The sequence below is a fragment of the Algoriphagus pacificus genome, from assembly GCF_017254845.1.
GTDB classification, from domain to species: domain Bacteria; phylum Bacteroidota; class Bacteroidia; order Cytophagales; family Cyclobacteriaceae; genus Algoriphagus; species Algoriphagus pacificus.
The window spans coordinates 187,228-206,036 of record NZ_JAFKCU010000005.1; the positions used below are offsets into that span (position 1 = coordinate 187,228).

General features: G+C 39.7%; 14 protein-coding genes. 6 read left to right on the forward strand and 8 right to left on the reverse strand.

The window, feature by feature from the left end; genetic code table 11:
* Positions 1-93: 93 nt before the first annotated feature.
* Complete coding sequence (locus J0A69_RS18335) at positions 94-1,152, forward strand: endonuclease/exonuclease/phosphatase family protein (protein WP_206588078.1); 1,059 nt, start codon at positions 94-96, stop codon at positions 1,150-1,152.
* A gap of 31 nt (positions 1,153-1,183) precedes the next feature.
* Here J0A69_RS18335 and J0A69_RS18340 read toward each other — a convergent pair whose 3' ends face one another.
* From J0A69_RS18340 to J0A69_RS18355, 4 genes are all read right to left on the reverse strand, one after another.
* Positions 1,184-2,164, reverse strand: coding sequence for an MlaD family protein (locus tag J0A69_RS18340; RefSeq protein ID WP_206588079.1), 981 nt, complete (start codon positions 2,162-2,164; stop codon positions 1,184-1,186).
* A complete protein-coding gene (locus tag J0A69_RS18345; RefSeq protein WP_206588080.1) occupies positions 2,161-2,913 on the reverse strand; it encodes an ABC transporter ATP-binding protein in 753 nt (250 codons plus the stop codon). Before J0A69_RS18345 ends, J0A69_RS18340 begins: the two co-directional genes overlap by 4 nt.
* Before the next feature lie 2 nt (positions 2,914-2,915).
* A complete protein-coding gene (locus tag J0A69_RS18350) occupies positions 2,916-3,713 on the reverse strand; it encodes an MlaE family ABC transporter permease (RefSeq protein WP_206588081.1) in 798 nt (265 codons plus the stop codon).
* A 334-nt stretch (positions 3,714-4,047) separates the two neighbouring features.
* Entirely contained in the window at positions 4,048-4,425 is a 378-nt protein-coding gene (locus tag J0A69_RS18355; protein WP_206588082.1) for a response regulator, read from the reverse strand.
* Between the two features lie 421 nt (positions 4,426-4,846).
* On the opposite strand from J0A69_RS18355, the gene J0A69_RS18360 reads away from it, so the two are divergent.
* The gene (locus J0A69_RS18360; RefSeq protein ID WP_206588083.1) at positions 4,847-6,223 is read left to right on the forward strand and encodes a TIGR00341 family protein; all 1,377 of its coding nucleotides are present in this window, start codon (positions 4,847-4,849) and stop codon (positions 6,221-6,223) included.
* A 12-nt stretch (positions 6,224-6,235) separates the two neighbouring features.
* Positions 6,236-6,694: a YciI family protein gene (locus J0A69_RS18365; protein WP_206588084.1), complete on the forward strand. Its 459-nt coding sequence runs from the start codon at positions 6,236-6,238 to the stop codon at positions 6,692-6,694.
* Between the two features lie 25 nt (positions 6,695-6,719).
* Here the strand turns inward: J0A69_RS18365 and J0A69_RS18370 are convergent, their stop codons facing one another.
* Positions 6,720-9,584, reverse strand: a complete 2,865-nt coding sequence (locus J0A69_RS18370; RefSeq protein WP_206588085.1) for a PD-(D/E)XK nuclease family protein — start codon at positions 9,582-9,584, stop codon at positions 6,720-6,722.
* On the reverse strand, positions 9,577-12,792 hold the full coding sequence (locus tag J0A69_RS18375; RefSeq protein ID WP_206588086.1) for a UvrD-helicase domain-containing protein: 3,216 nt from the start codon (positions 12,790-12,792) through the stop codon (positions 9,577-9,579). The genes J0A69_RS18370 and J0A69_RS18375 overlap by 8 nt, the downstream gene beginning before the upstream one ends.
* Before the next feature lie 171 nt (positions 12,793-12,963).
* Here J0A69_RS18375 and J0A69_RS18380 point away from each other — a divergent pair, with 171 nt between their 5' ends.
* Together J0A69_RS18380 and J0A69_RS18385 are read left to right on the forward strand one after the other, a co-directional pair.
* Positions 12,964-15,117, forward strand: coding sequence for an alpha-glucuronidase family glycosyl hydrolase (locus J0A69_RS18380; protein WP_206588087.1), 2,154 nt, complete (start codon positions 12,964-12,966; stop codon positions 15,115-15,117).
* 96 nt (positions 15,118-15,213) lie between these two features.
* Positions 15,214-15,699 carry a VOC family protein gene (locus J0A69_RS18385; RefSeq protein WP_206588088.1) on the forward strand — a complete coding sequence of 162 codons (486 nt, stop codon included), beginning with the start codon at positions 15,214-15,216 and terminating at the stop codon, positions 15,697-15,699.
* 9 nt (positions 15,700-15,708) lie between these two features.
* On the opposite strand, the gene J0A69_RS18390 is transcribed toward J0A69_RS18385, so the two are convergent.
* Positions 15,709-16,554, reverse strand: a complete 846-nt coding sequence (locus J0A69_RS18390) for an alpha/beta hydrolase (RefSeq protein ID WP_206588089.1) — start codon at positions 16,552-16,554, stop codon at positions 15,709-15,711.
* Between the two features lie 101 nt (positions 16,555-16,655).
* Here J0A69_RS18390 and J0A69_RS18395 point away from each other — a divergent pair, with 101 nt between their 5' ends.
* Entirely contained in the window at positions 16,656-17,873 is a 1,218-nt protein-coding gene (locus J0A69_RS18395) for a serine hydrolase domain-containing protein (RefSeq protein ID WP_206588090.1), read from the forward strand.
* A gap of 34 nt (positions 17,874-17,907) precedes the next feature.
* Here the strand turns inward: J0A69_RS18395 and J0A69_RS18400 are convergent, their stop codons facing one another.
* Positions 17,908-18,741 carry a 1,4-dihydroxy-2-naphthoyl-CoA synthase gene (locus tag J0A69_RS18400; protein ID WP_206588091.1) on the reverse strand — a complete coding sequence of 278 codons (834 nt, stop codon included), beginning with the start codon at positions 18,739-18,741 and terminating at the stop codon, positions 17,908-17,910.
* Positions 18,742-18,809 lie beyond the last annotated feature (68 nt).

Here is an 18,809-nt window from a genome sequence, read left to right on the forward strand (position 1 = left end):
TCCTAAATCTCGATTCAATTTTAGAATTGGAGTAGAATTGGCCCGTTTTTAAAGGTTTCTTGGATATATTACCATTAATAAAATCCAAAGTGCATGCCCATTTATATTTTAAGGTTTTTCAGTGCCTTTTTTTTGATCGCAACGCTTATTCCTTTTATCAGATGGGATCATTGGTGGATCCGGATTTTTGATTACCCTCAACTCCAAAAAATGATCATTTTGGTTCTTTGTGTATCTGGATGGATTTTCATCAATTCCCAAAAAACAACGACCGAAAAATGGATCTGGATTTCCTGCCTTGGAATTGCTATCGGTTACCTTTTCCTAAAAGTAAAAACATTTAGCCCACTCGGAGCTAAGATGATTGAATCTGTTCCTTACGAAGAGGAAAGTGGTATTCATGTTTTGGTTGGAAATGTTTTGCAATTCAATGAATCCTATAAGGATGCGGTTTCTTTGGTAAAAGAGACAAATCCAGACCTTATATTCTTGGTCGAGACAGATCAAAAATGGGTTGACGGAATCTCTGCCATCAAAGAGGAATATCCAAATACCATTCTTATTCCCAAAGACAATACTTATGGAATGACACTATACACGAAATTGGAAATCGTGCGCTATGAGATAGATTATTTGATTGATGAGGAAATTCCTTCGATTGAATTAGAGTTGAAACTTAGAAATGGAAAAGTCATTACCATTTATGCTATCCATCCCACGCCTCCTGTTCCCAATGAAAATCCAAAGAGCACCGAGCGTGATGCGGAAATTTTGATCGTGGGTAAAAAAGTAAAAAATAACCCAAATCCTTCCTTGGTCATTGGAGATTTGAATGATGTCGCCTGGAGCTATACGACAGAGCTTTTCCTAAAAATCTCAGAAATGGCTGATCCGAGAAGAGGAAGAGGACTTTTCAGTACGTTTCATGCAAAAGTTCCTTTGATGCGATGGCCATTGGATCATATCTTCCTGAGCAAGCACTTTGGTCTGGGAGATATCAAAGTAATGCCAGGAATCGGTTCTGATCACTTTCCAATAAGTATGAAAGCGGTATTGACAGAACACGACACTACAGAACAATTAGAAGTTGATAGCGAGGATAAAAAAGAGGCAGAAGAAAAAATCGAAAATGGGAAAGAAGAAAACCAATAAAAAAAGGTCCAAAAAAATGGACCTTTTTATATTAGTTGTTATTAGCCTCTTCTTCGGCTTTTGCTTTTCGCTTGAATCCTTTTCTGAATGGCCAAGTATATTCCAGAGCTTCCAATCCTCGATTTAGATTCAAAGTAGCTGAATCAGCATTGATCATAGTCTGCTTCAGGTTCTTGGCAAACTCCTCATCGTTCAATAATACCCCGATAGAATTGTCATTGGAGTTCAGTTTATCTGTCACCACCTTCAATTCCTCAGTCATTTGTTCAGAATTTGCTGCTGCCACTTTAAAGCTAGCCATGGTTTCTTTCAAATCTGAAGCCATGGTAGTATCAGTGACTAAGTCATTGAATAGGTTTCCTTTTTGGTTCAGCTTTCCTGTGAAGGTATTCAGTTCAGCAATCATTCTATTACTGTTTACCGAAGCACGATCCAGGTTTTGAACGATAGATCTGAAAGTCTCAGCAAGGGTAGAATCAGTCAAAACTGCTCCTACGATTCCTTCACCAGCCGCTAATTTGCTGGTCAATTTTTTCAGGTCATTTGTGATTTCAACAAGGTTTTCATTGTTCACCTGTAGAGTTTCCATCATTTTGTCGGTATCTAGAGGCATCACAGACTCAAGTCTATCTCCATCCTCAACCGGAGGTGCCATGGTAGTTCCACCATAGATGACGATGATCTTATTACCGATCAATCCATCTGAACTGATGGTAGCTTTGGAATCCTTCCGGATAAATTCCACCACCTCTTCCTCAACGTTCATTTCGATCTCCACCTGAGAATCTCCATAGAAGTTGATTTTGCGAACTGTACCGATTTTCACCCCTGAAAACCAAACGTTGTTTCCAGATTGCAAACCTCCGATATCATCGAATACTGCTTTCAAATGAATGGCTTTCACAAACTTCTTTTGCTGGCCGCCTAGGGTTAAAATACCTGCTACCAAGATGGCAATGCCTAAAAAGACAAAAATGCCTACTAATACGTTGCGTTTATTTTCTGATTTCATGAATCAACGAAATTATAATCGTAAAATGATTTGACACGCTCATCTTCTGCATGAGCAAAAACTTCTTCAAAACTTCCAATTGCTTTAAACTGACCATCCAATAATACGGCCATTCTATCTCCTGTTGCTTTGGCACAGGTCAAGTCATGTGTAATCACAATGGAAGAAGTATTATACTGCTCCCGAACCTGCACAATCAGATTATTGATATCCATACAGGTAATCGGATCCAAACCAGCAGTTGGTTCATCATAAAGCATGATCTCTGGATTCAAGATCAAAGTTCTGGCGACACCGATCCGCTTTTTCTGTCCTCCAGAAAGCTCAGAAGGCATCTGATTTATGGATTGTGGTAATCCCACACTATCTAATAACTCTTCGATTTTTCGGGTAATTTCTCCTCTAGTAAGGTTTTTTACATTTCTGACTAAAGGGAATTCCATGTTTTCACGAACAGTCATACTATCGTACAAAGCAGAATTCTGAAATGAAAAGCCGATTTTCAATCTCAATTCATTCAGCGCTTTAGTTCTCAAAGTAGAAACTTCCTGTCCCAAGACTTTCATCGAACCGGAATCCTGCTTGAGCAAACCGACCATGATCTTAATCAAAACAGATTTACCGGAACCGGATTTACCCAATACAACCAGATTTTCGCCTTTGTATAGATCCAAATCAACTCCTTTCAAGACATCTAAGTCTCCAAAGGACTTCATCAAACCGCGTATTTCAACAACTTTCTCTTCCATGCTTACATCATTCGAATAGCGTTCACAATCTGAAGTACCAAAAGCTCTTCAATAAATATTAAGAACATGGCCATTACTACAGCTGAATTTGCAGCTCTACCAACTCCTTCTGTTCCTTTGGATGAATTATATCCTTTATAACATCCCACAATTCCAATAGTAAATCCAAATAGGAGCGATTTCAAAACTGAAGAGATGATGTCCAAGAAACTGATTGATTCAAAAACCTGAACAAAGAAGGTGGTTAAACTAACCATTTCATTGGCATTGACACTGAGAAATGAACCCATCAAGGCCACAAAATCAGTATACATTACCAAAACCGGGATCATAAAGGTGGTAGCCAAAACACGGGTTACCACCAAAAATTTGAAAGGATTGGTTGCTGACACTTCCATCGCATCAATTTGCTCGGTAACCTTCATGGAACCGATCTCTGCACCAATACTCGAACCCATCTTACCTGCAGCAATCAGGGCAGTAACCAAAGGTCCCATAGCCCTTACCACTGCAATTGAAATCAGGGAAGGCAACCAGGACGTTGCTCCAAATTCAGAAAGGGAAGGTCTGGATTGATTCGTAAATACAATCCCTACAATAAATCCCGTCAAAGAAATCAAAGGAAGTGACTCCACACCGATGCGATAACATTGGTGAATAACTTCTTTTAGTTCATAAGGTGGTACAAATACTTCCTTAAAGAATCTTCTGACAAAGTTCCAAGCGCTTGCCAGTCCCGTAAAAAATTTATCTATTTTCTTAGAAAGTAGAGGTTTTCTGTCGTCTGCTTCTCCAACCATAGGTTAATTTAATCGCTTGAAATTAAGTAAAAATCTCCAAAGGCTTCCCCGATTTTCAGGCAAAGGGGACTTTATTACTCGAAAATGGTGAATTCTGGTGATAATTCAGATTTAATTTTAGTAAAGCTAAAACCGATCCAAGTTGCTACAATCAATCAAGTACGGCCTCAAATAGTTCAATTGATTCCATATTCAAATATGAAGGACTGTTGACTTGGATGGTAGTTCAAATAACCTGCCACAATCGAGATAAAAAATAATACTTTATGGTGGGTGAAATTCCTGCTCGATTCAATCAAAAAACTATCCCGTAATCGAAGTTTTCACACTTGGATTATGATCTCAAATAATTTAAAATATCAGCAATTTGTTCTGTTGAAATAGGCTTTTCGAAAAGCCGAATTGCCTGCGGAAAATCCTTCATTTTTTCGAGTTCATATGGGCTGATATTTCCAGTTAAAACCACCACTGGGATTTTAGAAATCTTTCCAATTTCCTGAAGCAAATCCCAACCGGAAAGTCCCGGAAAATTAAGATCCATCAAGATCAAATCAGCGGTGTTTTCTTGCAGCCAATCCAAGGCATTTTGAGGCTCGTCAAATGGGAACAACTGTACACTGGAATCAGCCTGCAACATTCGCTTCTTTACGAGAATGTGCTGGATTTTATCATCATCAATCGAGATGATTTTTAATGTTGATCCCTGATCCATGTTTAAAAATAATTGAGCTTTTGAAATACCTATGGATCAAATATCAAAAAATCTGGATTGAAATCAATTAATAATTTAATTCTTTCTCAAAATAAAGAGATCAGCTTTCTGGCTTCGATTGACAGAGGCTGAATGAGAGAGAAATTAGAAATTATAATTTTTTAGCCTAACCTAATTTATTTAGCCTTATCAAATTACGCTACCCCTAAATCATCTATAAAAATCTTTAAATCAATTATTTAAGACATCTTAAATAAACTTAAATAGAATTTTAAAAAATAGGATTGGTACTTTTTTGATGTACATAATCCGTTCCAATTTTGAAACCTCAATAAACTGCTAATCGGAGATGTTTTTACTTCTTTAAAATTTCTGGAAAGAGTATTTTACTTAATTTGCCTTCTAAATAGAAACTCTTTTAATGGAAGAAAGCAAACGCAGTCACAGGAGTAAAAGTGGATTCATCCGTACCCTACTCTACCTGAAAGATAGATTCGATCTGCACGAGGGAAAAGAAGATGAACTCGCAACGATTGATTATATCAGTAAAAATGTGGAGTTCAAAGGAGCTAATTTATGGATCCTGATTTTCGCCATTTTTGTGGCTTCCATCGGGCTCAATGTGAACTCTACTGCAGTCATAATTGGAGCCATGTTAATCTCCCCTTTGATGGGTCCGATCATGGGGATTGGGATGGCTGCCGGCATCAATGATTTTGAGCTATTGAAGCGATCTTTGAGGAACCTAGGAGTTGCTGTTTTTATCTCGATTTTGACCTCTACAATTTACTTTTATTTTACTCCTTTGGATGACGCACAATCCGAACTTTTGGCAAGAACTGAACCTACGATTTGGGATGTTTTGATTGCACTATTTGGAGGTCTTGCAGGAATCATTGCCGGTTCCCGAAAAGAGAAAAGTAATGCCATTCCTGGGGTAGCAATTGCCACTGCTTTGATGCCGCCTTTGTGTACTGCAGGTTATGGTTTAGCCACCATGAATCTGTATTATTTCATCGGCGCATTTTACCTCTTTTGTATCAATTCGGTTTTTATCAGTCTTTCCACTTATCTGATCGTTCGCTTTATGAAATTCCCAAAAAAGGAATTCCTTGATCAAAAAAAGGAAAAGCGAGTTCAAACCTACATCACACTCTTTACGATCATCACAATCGTTCCCAGTATTTATCTGGCTTATGGAATTGTAGTTCGTTCGATTTGGGAAGAGCAGGCTAAAACCTTTGTGAGTCAGGAAATGATTTTTCCCCGCACCCAGGTTCTCAACTCGAATTTCAATTATTCCTCCAATGAAAAAGTAATCCAAGTAAGCCTGATAGGAGATCAAGTGGATGACGAGACGATCAATTTGATCAAGGAAAAGGCGGTAAACTTTGGGCTTTCAGACACTGAAATAGTTATCAATCAAAATAATTCCGGAATTACGGATATGAATCTGCTCCGCTCAGATATTCTGAAGGACCTCTATGAACGAAATGAAAAGATAATTCAGGACAAGGATGAAAAAATTGCACTTCTGGAAAGTGAAGTGGCTAATTATGGAACGGTGAGGTTTCTAGGCAAAGAAATAGCCATGGAAGCCAAAATCAATCATCCTAAACTTCTTAAATTCACATTAAACAGATCTTTGGTCACCGACCTGGAAAATGACAAAACTGACACGCTTTTGGTTGCCTATGCCCAATTTTCAAGTAAACCCACCAAAACTGAAACCGATAAATTATCCCAGTGGCTAAAACTGAGAACGAAATCCGACACAGTTGGCCTGATTCTCCAATAAACTCCCAAAATCATGAAAAATCTAATCCTACTCTTTTCTCTGATTCTATTCTGCAATCAATTGTCATTCGCCCAGACACAGTCCGAATATGATCCAAAAATGGCTGAGGAAGTCGGAGCGGATGCTTATGGAATAAAAAAGTATGTAATAGCATTCCTTTATCGTGGAGATAAAGTAGCTGATTATTCAACAGAAGAGAAAGCTAAGCTTCAGGAAGGGCATATGGCAAATATCAACCGTATGGCAGAAGAAGGAAAACTTGTGATGGCAGGCCCATTTTTTGGAAATGAGGAACTGAGGGGACTTTATTTCTTTGCTGTTGAAAGCATAGAAGAAGCAAAGGCACTTACTGAGTCAGATCCATCAATTCAAGCAGGAGTCTTGAAAATGGATCTGAAAGAATGGTATGGATCCGCAGCCTTGATGCTGATGAATGAAATGCACATGAAAGTGGCCAAAGAAAAAATCTAATTGGAAGTTAATTCTTGGACTTAACTTACCTCCCACAAATCTCCTTGTAAGGACAATACTCACACTTTTTCAAATCATCCGTTTGGTCAAAAGGAATTTCAGGATTGTATATATCCTCCAAAAGTGATTTCAATCCAGTCTTATATTCCTCCTCAAAATGCCTGTAATCATTTACTTCAACTCCATCTTTTCTTGGCAATTTTACCTGTAAATAGGGATTAAAATCCTCTCCAAACATTTCCCTTAGATTGAAAATGGCGGGTTTAAGAGGCAAGGTATTGCTTGGATTTGTAGCCTGATAGATCAATCCATAAAACATTGTTTGCATCGCCGCTTTATTTCGGGACTTATGCTCACGATCAAAAAGTGACTCCACATCAGGGAAAGTCTTATTGTCCTGACCAGATTTGTAATCGATCAGCCTCACAGAACCATTATGCTCATCTACCCTATCAATGATTCCTTTTAGAGACACGGTTTGGTCTCCAGCAGAAGTTTGAATAGTCAAGCCAGCAGTATATTTTTTCTCTTTCTCCAGAGAAATCAACTTAAATGGAGCAGAATCCTCATCAATTTTTAATATCTGATGCAAATATTTCTGCAGCACATCGCGCGCAATTGCCATTTGCCCATTCAGTTTTGTATCTACTTCATCTTCTAAATGATAGAATTGGCGTATGGCTTTTTCAATTGCCGGAAACACCCAATTCTTACTCAACTCATCGAAATCTGTCTTTTCCAGCAAAGTTCTATTCTTTCGCTTCGCAAAATCCTGGTATAAAATCTCCATGCTCAGGTGAGCCAGATTTCCAAAAACTGCAGCGTCGATCTCCTCACTTACCTCCTGCTTTTCCTGAATATTTGCCAGATATTGAAGGTAGAATTTCAGCCTACAATCCAAGAAAACATTTAAGGCAGAAGGTGAAAAAGAAGTCTTTGATTGCCCATGCTCATCGATCAGATACTTGTCCAACAAGCCTAGGACTTCAGAATCCTTTTGGATGGTAATTGCTTCCGGTGATTTCTGATCGATAGGTATGAAAACAACCTCTTCCTCTATCTCTCTCCCAAGCTCCACTCCCATTTGCTGCATGTAACGGCTCTTTTCTCCTGCTTTTCCCTGATCGGAAGCTGTAGTATAAATCATATGAACTTCCTCAGCACTGTGCAAAAGCCTATAGAAAGTATAGGCATAGATCGAGTCATTCTGCTCTTGCACTGGCAAGCCAAAGGCTTTTCGAATATTAAATGGGATCATGGAATTTAGCCCGGCAGAAGGCGGAAAGCTATCCTCATTCATATTGCAAATGATCACTCGCTTGAAGTCAAGATTTCTGGATTCCAACACGCCCATGATTTGTAAACCTTGTAGTGGTTCTCCTTCGAATGGCAATTTGACCTCCCGGAAAACTTGACGAAAAAGGCGAATAAAGAATTCCCTATTAATGGAAAGAATATCCTGTCCTGCAAATATCTCGCGTAATCTTGTCAGTTGCTTGAAGCATTGATACAAATAAGAACGCTGCAAAGGCTCATCTTTCAATCGCTCAGCCAAATCTTCCATCAGCTTAGCCAGATATGGAAAAAGAGAATCATTCTCCAACTTTTGGAATATCAACTGATATAACTCACCTCCTTTGTGAAGCTTTTCTGCTGAAACATGAATCTGGTTCAAAAGCTGCATTTCTTCCATCAAGTTCTCAGCAAATCCCGGATTGGCACTTTTGAGATAGATGGAGCTTAAGAGATTTTTTACGGCAGTATGATAAAACAATACTTTCCCATCCTCTTCTTTGATGAAACGCTGCATCTCCAGCACAGCCTCCAAAAAGGAGTAAACCGGTGCATTTTTCACAGGATAACCCATGGTTACGTTCACCTTATCGACCTGCTCAGGCAATGTGTGAAGGACAGGAAAAAGCATCTGCTCGTCTGGCAAAATCACCACGGTTTCTTCCCAGGCTTCCCCAGCTGGAATTTTCTCCAGAATTGAACCAACCAAATTCGCCTGGTTGGTCTTTAGAGGTGTTGCGTAGGTCATGATCTTTGCATTTCTATCATCAATCTGGGTGGGAATATGTTCCGGAAAAGTGGGTCCAAAGATCTTGTCCTTTTGATAATCACGAAAAAACAAACCTGCTTCTTGGACCTTATCTTCTAAATAATAGGCATCAATATCCCAGTAAATCTTTGCTCCAAAAGCGGTAAGGTAATGCTTGATCAAAGCCTCTTCAGTTCCTGTGAAAGCATTAAAACCCACAAAATGGTGAACTTTCTCAGGACTAGGAATGCTTTCCAAAGCCTCCGCAACTTTTCTATACAACATCCCGGAATAAGCCAAACCGGATACTGCAAGCGAAGACTTAAAACTAGTGTAAAGCGGACTGAGCAATTGCCAGAACTTCAAAAATTTCTCCTGATGATCCCTATCCTGATTTACAAATGATGCCCAAAATTGCCGAATCAAAGCAATTTGACTCTCGGTCAGAAAGCTCAAATCCGACTCTAATTCCTTGATTTCAGACAAATGATGGTAGAGTTTACCAGCATCCGCCATAAACTGATCCACATCATTGAAATCCTTCAGGATCATCTCTCCCCAGAAATAGAACCGATCGAAAGTCTCAGCTTCAGGATTGAGATCCTGATATACGCGATACAACTCAAATATTAAGGTTAAATCATCAGCAGGTCTGTTTCCTGCCAGATCATAGAATATCTCTTCGATAGTCTTTACCTCAGGCATCCAAGTCGGTTCGCTAATCAAACTCCCAAGGTGTTGAGTGAAAAATAATCCTGCTCGCCTATTTGGCAGTACGACGGTGAGCTTTTGCAGATCAACTCCACTTTCGAGGATTTCTTTAGCTGTATTTCTTAAAAAACTATGCATTGACTTCCTCTATTACTCCTGTTTCTAAATAACATAAATAGCCCTTGGTTGGCTTCTGTGATAGCTTTGACACCAATTCCATGTATTCTCTCACTTGATTGGCATAGCGACTTTGAGCCTCACCCGTTTTAAAATCTACGATCACCGCTTCACTTTCACTTAGGATAATTCGATCTGGTCTTTTCTGCTTTCCTCCGGGAAGAAGAATTCCCTGTTCCGCCAATAAAATACCTTTGGTGCCAAACCAGGAAGCAAAAAGTGAATCTTGAAATAGATGCTCCAATTGCTGCTCAACTAGCTGTTTTTCCTCCTCGTTTAATCTTCCTTCAAAATAGAATGACTGCAAATTCTGTAATGCTGATGCCTTGTCAGTAGATAATTCAAGGACTTCATGTACTATCAAGCCAAACTTCTGCTTCTTTCGCTGCTCTATTCCTTCCTCAGAAAAATCGATTGCATATTTCTTGAGAGTTAGTACTTCAGACCAATTTTTATAAGCCCAACGAAGTTCCGGAGACTTTTTAGGGTGTAAGTTTCTTTCCTGTTTATCAGGCCATTTCCCGAATTCAAAAGTTTTTGACTCCCGGTCATAAAATGAAGAGAGACTTAAATTCTCCTCTGTATCCTGATGAGATTGAATCAATTGCTGTAATTGAACTTCGATAGAATTTTGAGATCCAATTTTTTCTTTGAAAGGAACATAGCCGTAAAAAACATCCTCAGCCCTTGTGAGAGCGACATAAAGCATATTCAAACTATCCAAATAAGCCATTATCGCTTCCCCAGCATATATTTCACTAAAGTCAGAATTTGCCAAATCGGCTCCAAGAGTTAATGGTATAATCGCTGAGAGTCCTTTTTCACTATCTTCGAATGGTGACCAAACTACATTACCCTTGTTGGTCTCGAAGATCGGCCATTTTAAAAAAGGCATTAAAACCACCTTAAATTGCAAACCTTTGGACTTGTGAATTGTCAAAATCCGCAAGGCATTGTGACCATCAGGAATTTTGACAGTACGTTTGGTTTGGTTGACCTCCCACCATTCCAAGAATCCACTAAGGTCTGCACGATTATTGGCTGTGAAGTCATAGACAGCCTCTTTGAATCCGGAGATATATGCCTTTTCCAATCCCAAATCCATCAATCCTAGAACCTTGATCAATTCCTCCAAAGCCTCCATTAGTGGCAACTGAAGCATCAAAATTTCCTTTTCTTGAAATGCTTTGACTTTGTCTTCCAAAAAGGATGGCATTTTATCCAGTGCAAATAACTCATGGTCTATCGGAGCATCCATTAGCACCGCCAGATAATACCACATGGTCTTATACTGAACTTTATCGGCAGGATTGTGCAGGTAATTAAAACCTGAAACAAGAGCTTTTACCGAAGCAGCTTTATTTAGATACATAGACTCATCGGAAAGTACATCGAAGCGGTATGCAGTGTCTGGATGCTCCGCAGCATAGCTCATCATGCAATCCGCAATCGCTTCTCCCTCTGATCTTGTTCTAACTAGAAAAGCGATATCCTCCAATTCATATCCATGATCCTGCAACTCCATGACCCGCTCAGGCAATTTTCCTAGAACGATCTCATCGAACTTACCCTCTTCTTCATCCTTGGGATCGATAAATTCCAGTTTAACCTTCCCCTTAAAAGCAGACTTTTCTTTTTTAGGAGAAATTTTTTGAATGGAATCTGCATAAGCTTGAGAAAGAATTTGTGCATTTTCAACTCCATAACTTGAGCCCAAAACCTGCTCCATTGCCTGCGGCAAAGCCTTAAAAACCGCATTATTGAAATTGATGATATTGGGAAGGCTGCGGAAGTTCGTGTCCAGATTCTCCAATTGTATGCTTTCCTTTCCGATTTCATCCTCCACCTGAGAAAGCAATAATTTCATCTCACCACCTCGCCAGCGATAGATCGATTGCTTTACATCTCCTACCAATAAATTGGTTTGGCCTTGACCAAGGGAGTTTTCTAGAAGCGGTTTGAAACTATCCCATTGAAAACCTGAGGTATCCTGAAACTCATCAATCAGGTAGTTTTTGTACTGATTGCCGACTTTTTCATAGATAAAAGGCGTATCATTTCCTTTGGTGATTTCCTTTAGAAATTCATTTGCATCGGAAATAAGTAGAATATTTTCCTCGTCTTTGATGAGTGTCAATTCATCGAGAAGATTCCTAAAAACCCCATAGACATAACTGTTCTTCGCAATGGCCTGCAAGGTGTTCCATTTGCCAGTTAGCACTACGATTTGATGTAGAATCTGATTTAAGCCTTGATCGTAGGCTGATAAAATCGCATCAATCTGTTTACTTGACTTCGAAAACCAAGCATCTGGATTATCAATTTTTCCTTGTTGAGAATCCGAAAGAATTGGTAGCGGCTGATATCTATCTCCGAATTTCTCAAACAGTTTCGCAAAAGATCTAGAGCCTCCGGCAAAATCTGTCCATTCCAAACCATTTGAAATACGAATAGCTTCCGCTTGCTTACCTAACTCCTTCGATAAATTGACAATCTCATTTTTACGCTCCCTTACAAAAGACTGTAGCAGCGTAATGTTCTCCTTATCCTTCAAAAACTCCTTTATCTCTGGAGCGTATTTTTTAAAATCCTCCTGAAAAATCTGCTTTCCAAGTCCTCGAATGTTTCTCCGAATATCCCAGGATTTGCCATTTTGGATTTGTTCATAAGCATAATCCACCAACCATTTATGCAGAAATTGATCATCCATAACTAGCATCACCACGCGATCCACCACACGATCCAAAACAGCTTCCTGATCCAATTCCACATCAAATTTGGCATTCAGGTCAATCTCTCTGGCAAAAGCCCGCAGCACTTTTTGGAAGAAACTATCAATGGTACTGACTGAAAATCTACCATAATCATGAAGAATTGCCGTGAGCGTCTGCTGAGCTAAAACCTTGAGCCCTGACTCATCAACTCCCAGCGATCGCATTAATTCCTGGTCCATCTTTTCATCAGGACTTATATGATTTCGCAGTCTTTTCAATTCCTCCACAATCCTCTCCTTCATCTCTTGCGTGGCCTTATTTGTAAAAGTCACAGCAAGAATCTGCTTAAAAGCATGAGGGCTCCGCAAAGCCAATTTGAGATACTCCAATGTCAGGGTATAGGTTTTGCCTGAGCCAGCGGAAGATTTATAGATGATAAAAGGTTTCTGATCCATGATAAAAATGAGAGAAACTAAGATAAGGAAGCGAGTTAGTTTATACCTATAAAAATTATCTACATGACAAAAATTGTCACAAAATTGACTCTAGAAAGGATTCGCGCAAAGCAAAATACCCTATTGGATTTTGAACAGATATTTAGAACTTTTAGGTCTAAACCCAAACCAATGCGCAAACCTGTCCTTCTTTCATTCCTTCTTTTGATCGGTCTTTTTTTCAATGCTTTGGCCAATGATGGTTACAAGCTTTGGTTAGATTATCAGCCCATTCAAGATCCAGAATTAAAAACTCAAGTCAAAAACCTCTTAGATGGAGTCTTTTTCTATGGTGAAAATGACACTTATCAAGTCATCAAAAAAGAGTTGGAATTAGCATCCGAGAATATGTTGGATCAATCTCCAATTTACTCTCAGGAACGTCTAGGAAATTCCAAACTTTGGATTGGAACAAGAGACCAGTTATCGCAGGTTTTATCCTTGACCCAGCAAGGTGAAATCAGAGAACTGGGAGCTGATGGATATTGGAGGGGGCCTTTGGTTTTCGAAGGAAAAACCTATTATGCAATCATCGGAAACAATCCAGTCGGCACACTCTATGGAGTTTTCAATTGGCTGAATTCCATCCAAACTAAAACTTTTAATAGCTCTTCAATAATTTCTGATAGTCCGAAAGTTAAGGTTCGTATGTTAAACCATTGGGACAACTTGGATCGTACAGTTGAAAGAGGTTATGCAGGCGCTTCGATTTGGGATTGGCACAGATTACCGGGCTATGTAGACCCGCGGTATATAGACTATGCAAGAGCCAATGCATCACTTGGAATCAATGCTGTTTCGCTGACAAATGTAAATGCAAATGCCTTGATTCTAACCACGGATTTCATGAAGAAAGTGAAGGTCTTAGCCGATCTTTTTAGACCCTATGGAATCAAGGTTTTCTTAACAGCTCGCTTCTCCGCGCCTATCCAAATCGGTGGCTTAAAAACTGCAGATCCTTTGGATCCAGAGGTAATCAAATTTTGGAAAGAAAAGACTGTCGAAATGTATTCTTTCATTCCCGACTTCGGTGGTTTTTTAGTCAAAGCAAATTCTGAAGGGCAGCCCGGGCCACATGAATATGGAAGGAATCATGCCGAAGGAGCCAACATGCTGGCAGATGCACTTGCACCCCATGGAGGTCTTCTAATCTGGAGAGCTTTTGTGTATTCACATGAAGTAGATGAAGATCGACATAAGCAAGCCAACCTAGAGTTCGAACCCTTGGACGGTAAATTCAGAGACAATGTCATTATCCAAGTGAAAAATGGGGCAATCGATTTCCAACCACGCGAACCTTTTCATCCATTGTTTGGAGCGGTGAATCATACCCAGCTGGGAATGGAATTTCAGATTACCCAGGAATATTTAGGCCAGGCGACTCAACTGGTTTTTCTTGCCCCGATGTGGGAGGAGGTATTAAAAAGTAAAACTTTCCAACCATCTCAAAGCTCTACAGTAGCTTCTGTTGTAGAAACTCCTATCAATGAAAATCACAAGACATTGATCGCAGGAGTATCAAATATCGGCACAGACAGAAATTGGACAGGGCATTTGTTTGGACAAGCCAACTGGTATGCGTTCGGAAAACTGGCTTGGGATCCAGAATTGGATTCAAAAGCTATCACTGATGAATGGATAAAACTAACCTTTGGAAATAGTTCCGAATTAGCTTCAAAAATTGAAACGATGATGCTGGAATCCCATGAGGCTGCAGTGGATTACATGACTCCTTTAGGGCTGCATCATATAATGGGCAGAAGCCATCATTACGGTCCGGGCCCATGGGTTACAGGTGGTAGGGCAGATTGGACTTCGCTTTATTATCACCGAGCAGACAGTTTGGGAATTGGTTTCGACAGAACCTCCTCAGGAAGCGATGCTTTGGCACAATATGCTCCAGAAATAGCGCAAGAGTGGTCAGACCCTAATCAGATTCCTGAGAAATTTTTGCTTTGGTTTCACCATTTGCCTTGGGATTTCAAATTGAAAAATGGAATGACTCTTTGGGATGGAATAGCGAATCATTATGACTTAGGAGTAAAAAAAGCCAGAGAAATGCAGCAAACCTGGGCATCGCTCAAAGGTGAAATTGACCCTGAGCGATTTCATCATGTCGAACAGCTTTTAGCAATCCAAGTGGAAGAAGCTGAATGGTGGAGAAATGCTTGTTTACTGTATTTCCAATCTATTAACCACTTGCCGTTTCCTGATAACATCGAAAAACCAGAAGGAGATCTGGAATATTACAAAAGCTTGAGATTCCCAAATGCACCTGGGATATAGATATTGAGATGAAAAATCTGAGATTTGAAATTTTCACCAAAGACGGCACTAATCCATGACTAGTTTGGTTAATCTCAAATCTCAAACTTCACATTCATGAGTAAGTACACTATTCCCACTGCCACAAGAATTGGCCATGTTCATTTAAAAGTCTCAGACATTCAAAAAGCATTGGATTTTTACCAAGGTCTATTGGGATTTGAATTGGTCACCATGTATGGAAAGGATGCCGCATTTATTTCAGCTGGAGGATATCATCATCACATTGGATTAAATACCTGGCAAAGCAAAGGTGGAAAACCTGCTCCAAAAAATGCTGCAGGTCTATTTCATACCGCGATTTTGCTTCCAACAAGAAGAGATTTGGCTATCCTATTTAAGCGATTGATTGATGCTCAATATCCTTTAACTGGTGCGGCAGACCATGGTGTTTCCGAAGCAATTTACTTAGATGATCCAGATGAAAATGGCGTTGAGTTGTACTGGGATAGACCTCGGGAGAAATGGCCTTTGAATCCTGATGGGAGCATTCAGATGTTTACTCGGCAATTGGATATCGAAGGTTTATTGGGTGAGATTTAACCTGGCCACTTAGGATTTTGGAATCCTATCAATTATCCAATTCACCAGCAAGTTCATCACCTCTTCCCTATCCAAATCATTGATCAATTCATGGTAGCCACCTGGAAAAACCTTCAGGGTTTTATCTGAGGATTTAGCTTTTTCGAAAAGAATTTCAGAGCCTTTAGGATTAGTCAAGCCATCTGAAGATCCATGGATTAGTAAAACTGGCAACTCAAATTCAGAAGCATTTTCTTGGACAAAGCGCATGGCCTGAAGTAATTCGAAGCCAGTTCTGGCTGGCACCGCATCTGTGTAAACCAATGGGTCCTTAAGATATTTCTCCACCTCTTCAGGGATTCTGGATACTTTACTTGCATCTAATTTTAAGGCTTTTAATCGAGGAAAATATTTGCTGATTACGCTAGAAACTGCAATTAAAAGCTTTGAAGTGCCCTCGGCCTCTTTTATCGCCGGACTACTCAAGATCACACCTGCAGATTCAGGTTTGTATTTCAAAACATAAGTGGCAACCAAACCACCTCCCATGCTATGCCCATAAATGAATGCCGGCACATCCGGCACAAACTTCTTGACCTTCCCAAATAAGACATCTATGTCTTTCAGATAATCCTCATAAGATTCAAAATAGGCAGTTGGTTTAGGTTTATCAGATTTTCCATGACCTCGCCCATCAAATGTAAAAACAGAAATTCCTGCTTCATTAAACTTCTCTACTAGATGAACATAGCGTGAACTGTGCTCGCCAAGCCCATGAACCAAAAGTATAGAGGCTTTTGGGGAAGGCACCATCCAAGCTTGGAGGTACAAATCCAATTGATCATGGGTCTTGTAAGAAGTTTCTAAGTGCTGCATTTGTTATTGTTTTCTGCGGGATTTGAAAAAGGTAAGCTAATGATATTTTCAAAGATTCTCCCTTTCAATTTCTATATTGTATCAATCAACCCAAAAACATCATGCGAAAATTTACAATCTTCTATTTTTATTGCTTCCTCTTCCTTTTTTCATTTCAGGAAGGATTTTCTCAAGAAACCAGTTCCATCTCTCAAGATCGACTCAAACGGTACGATCAGTTTATAGAGTCACAGATTGCCGAAGGTAAAATTCCTGGAGCTGTGACCTTGATCTATAAGAATGGGGAAGAAGTCCAGGAAAAAGCCTTTGGGTATTCGGATCTGCAGGCAAAAACTCCAATGGTGACAAATCAGATCTTTTTCATTCAGTCCATGACAAAACCCATCGTTACGACTGCTATTATGATGCTTTATGAAGAAGGTCATTTTCAACTTAATGATCCTGTTGAGAAATATCTGCCTTGGTTTAAGGATTTGAAAGTGGCGGTAGATCCTAGTAAAGGAATCGCTGGAGGAACTGTTCCTGCCGAATCAAATATCACCATCGCCATGCTTTTAAGCCATACCTCAGGATTATCCCATGGCATAGCTGCTGGAAAACTAGAAGAGGAAATTAGAAGTGCTATTTACAGTCCAACACATAAAACTATTGAAAGTAGAATCAAAGCTATGGTCACGATGCCTTTGATTGGGCAACCTGGAGAGCAATGGTATTATTCTGCTTCTCCTGATGTTCTTTCTTTATTGATTGAAACATTTTCAGGGATGACTACAGACCAATTTTTGAAACAAAGACTTTTTGATCCACTGGGAATGTCAGATACCGGGTACAATTTGAATGAGGAACAAAAAAGCCGAATGGCCACACTCCATACCTACAATCAAGACGGAAAACTGATTAAAGCACCTAATCAAACTCCAACCTCAGGAAATACGGTTTTTGCAGGGGCAAACGCCTTGTTCAGCACTGCTTCTGATTATGCCAAATTTGCAAGAATGCTACTCAATAGTGGAGAATGGAATGGGGTTCAGTATTTAAGTCCTAAGACAATTGAACTAATGACTATGGACCAAGCAGATGGTATGTTTGGAGATCCAGGTCATGGCTTTGGTTTTGGCTTTGCAGTTTTAGAGGATCTGCGAAAGACTAAAAATCTGGGTTCTGTGGGACAGTATTTTTGGAGTGGTGCTTATTGTACTTTCTTCTTTATAGACCCAAAAGAGGATATGATCTCCATCTTTATGACTCAAGTAAATCCTTACAATAATTATTGGGGAGAAAAAATGAGACAGATGGTCTACCAATCCATTAGTTATTAAAAGAAAAGGAGGACTTTTTGTCCTCCTTTTATTTTTATGGAATCCATTTATTGGCTCCGAAATTAGGTTTTCTTTTTTCCAAAAAGGCATTTCGTCCCTCTTTGGCTTCTTCTGTTCCATAGGCAAGTCTCGTGGCTTCTCCTGCAAAAACCTGCTGACCAACCATCCCGTCATCGGTCAAGTTCATCGCAAATTTCAACATTTTAATAGAAGTAGGTGATTTTGCTAAAATCTCTTGTGCCCATTCGTAAGCAGTGCTTTCCAATTCTTCATGAGGAATTACAGCATTGACCATACCCATTTCATAAGCTTCTTGAGCTGAATAATTTCTGCCTAAAAAGAATATTTCACGGGCTTTTTTCTGGCCAACCATCTTTGCCAAATAAGCGGATCCATATCCACCATCAAAGCTTGTTACGTCTGCATCAGTTTGCTTGAAAATCGCATGTTCCTTACTTGCCAAAGTCAAATCACAAACCACATGAAGCGAATGTCCTCCTCCTACTGCCCAACCTGGCACTACAGCAATCACAACCTTTGGCATAAAACGAATCAAACGCTGAACTTCCAGAATATTCAAGCGATGATATCCATCCTCTCCTACATAACCTTGCTCTCCTCTGGCTTTTTGGTCACCACCGGAGCAAAAAGCCCAGCCTCCATCTTTTGGAGAAGGTCCTTCGCCGCTGAGTAGAACCACTCCGATCGAGGTGTCTTCTTGCGCATCGTAGAATGCATCATAGAGTTCCGAAGTAGTCTTTGGACGAAAGGCATTTCTGACTTCAGGTCGGTTAAATGCGATTCTGGCAACTCCGTTACATTTTTTATAGGTGATATCCTGATATTCTTTTGCAGTAATCCACTCCATTCTATTATTATTTTAAGCTCAATTTTTGATGCAAGATAACAGGCTTCGATGAAAATTGTTGTTAGTTT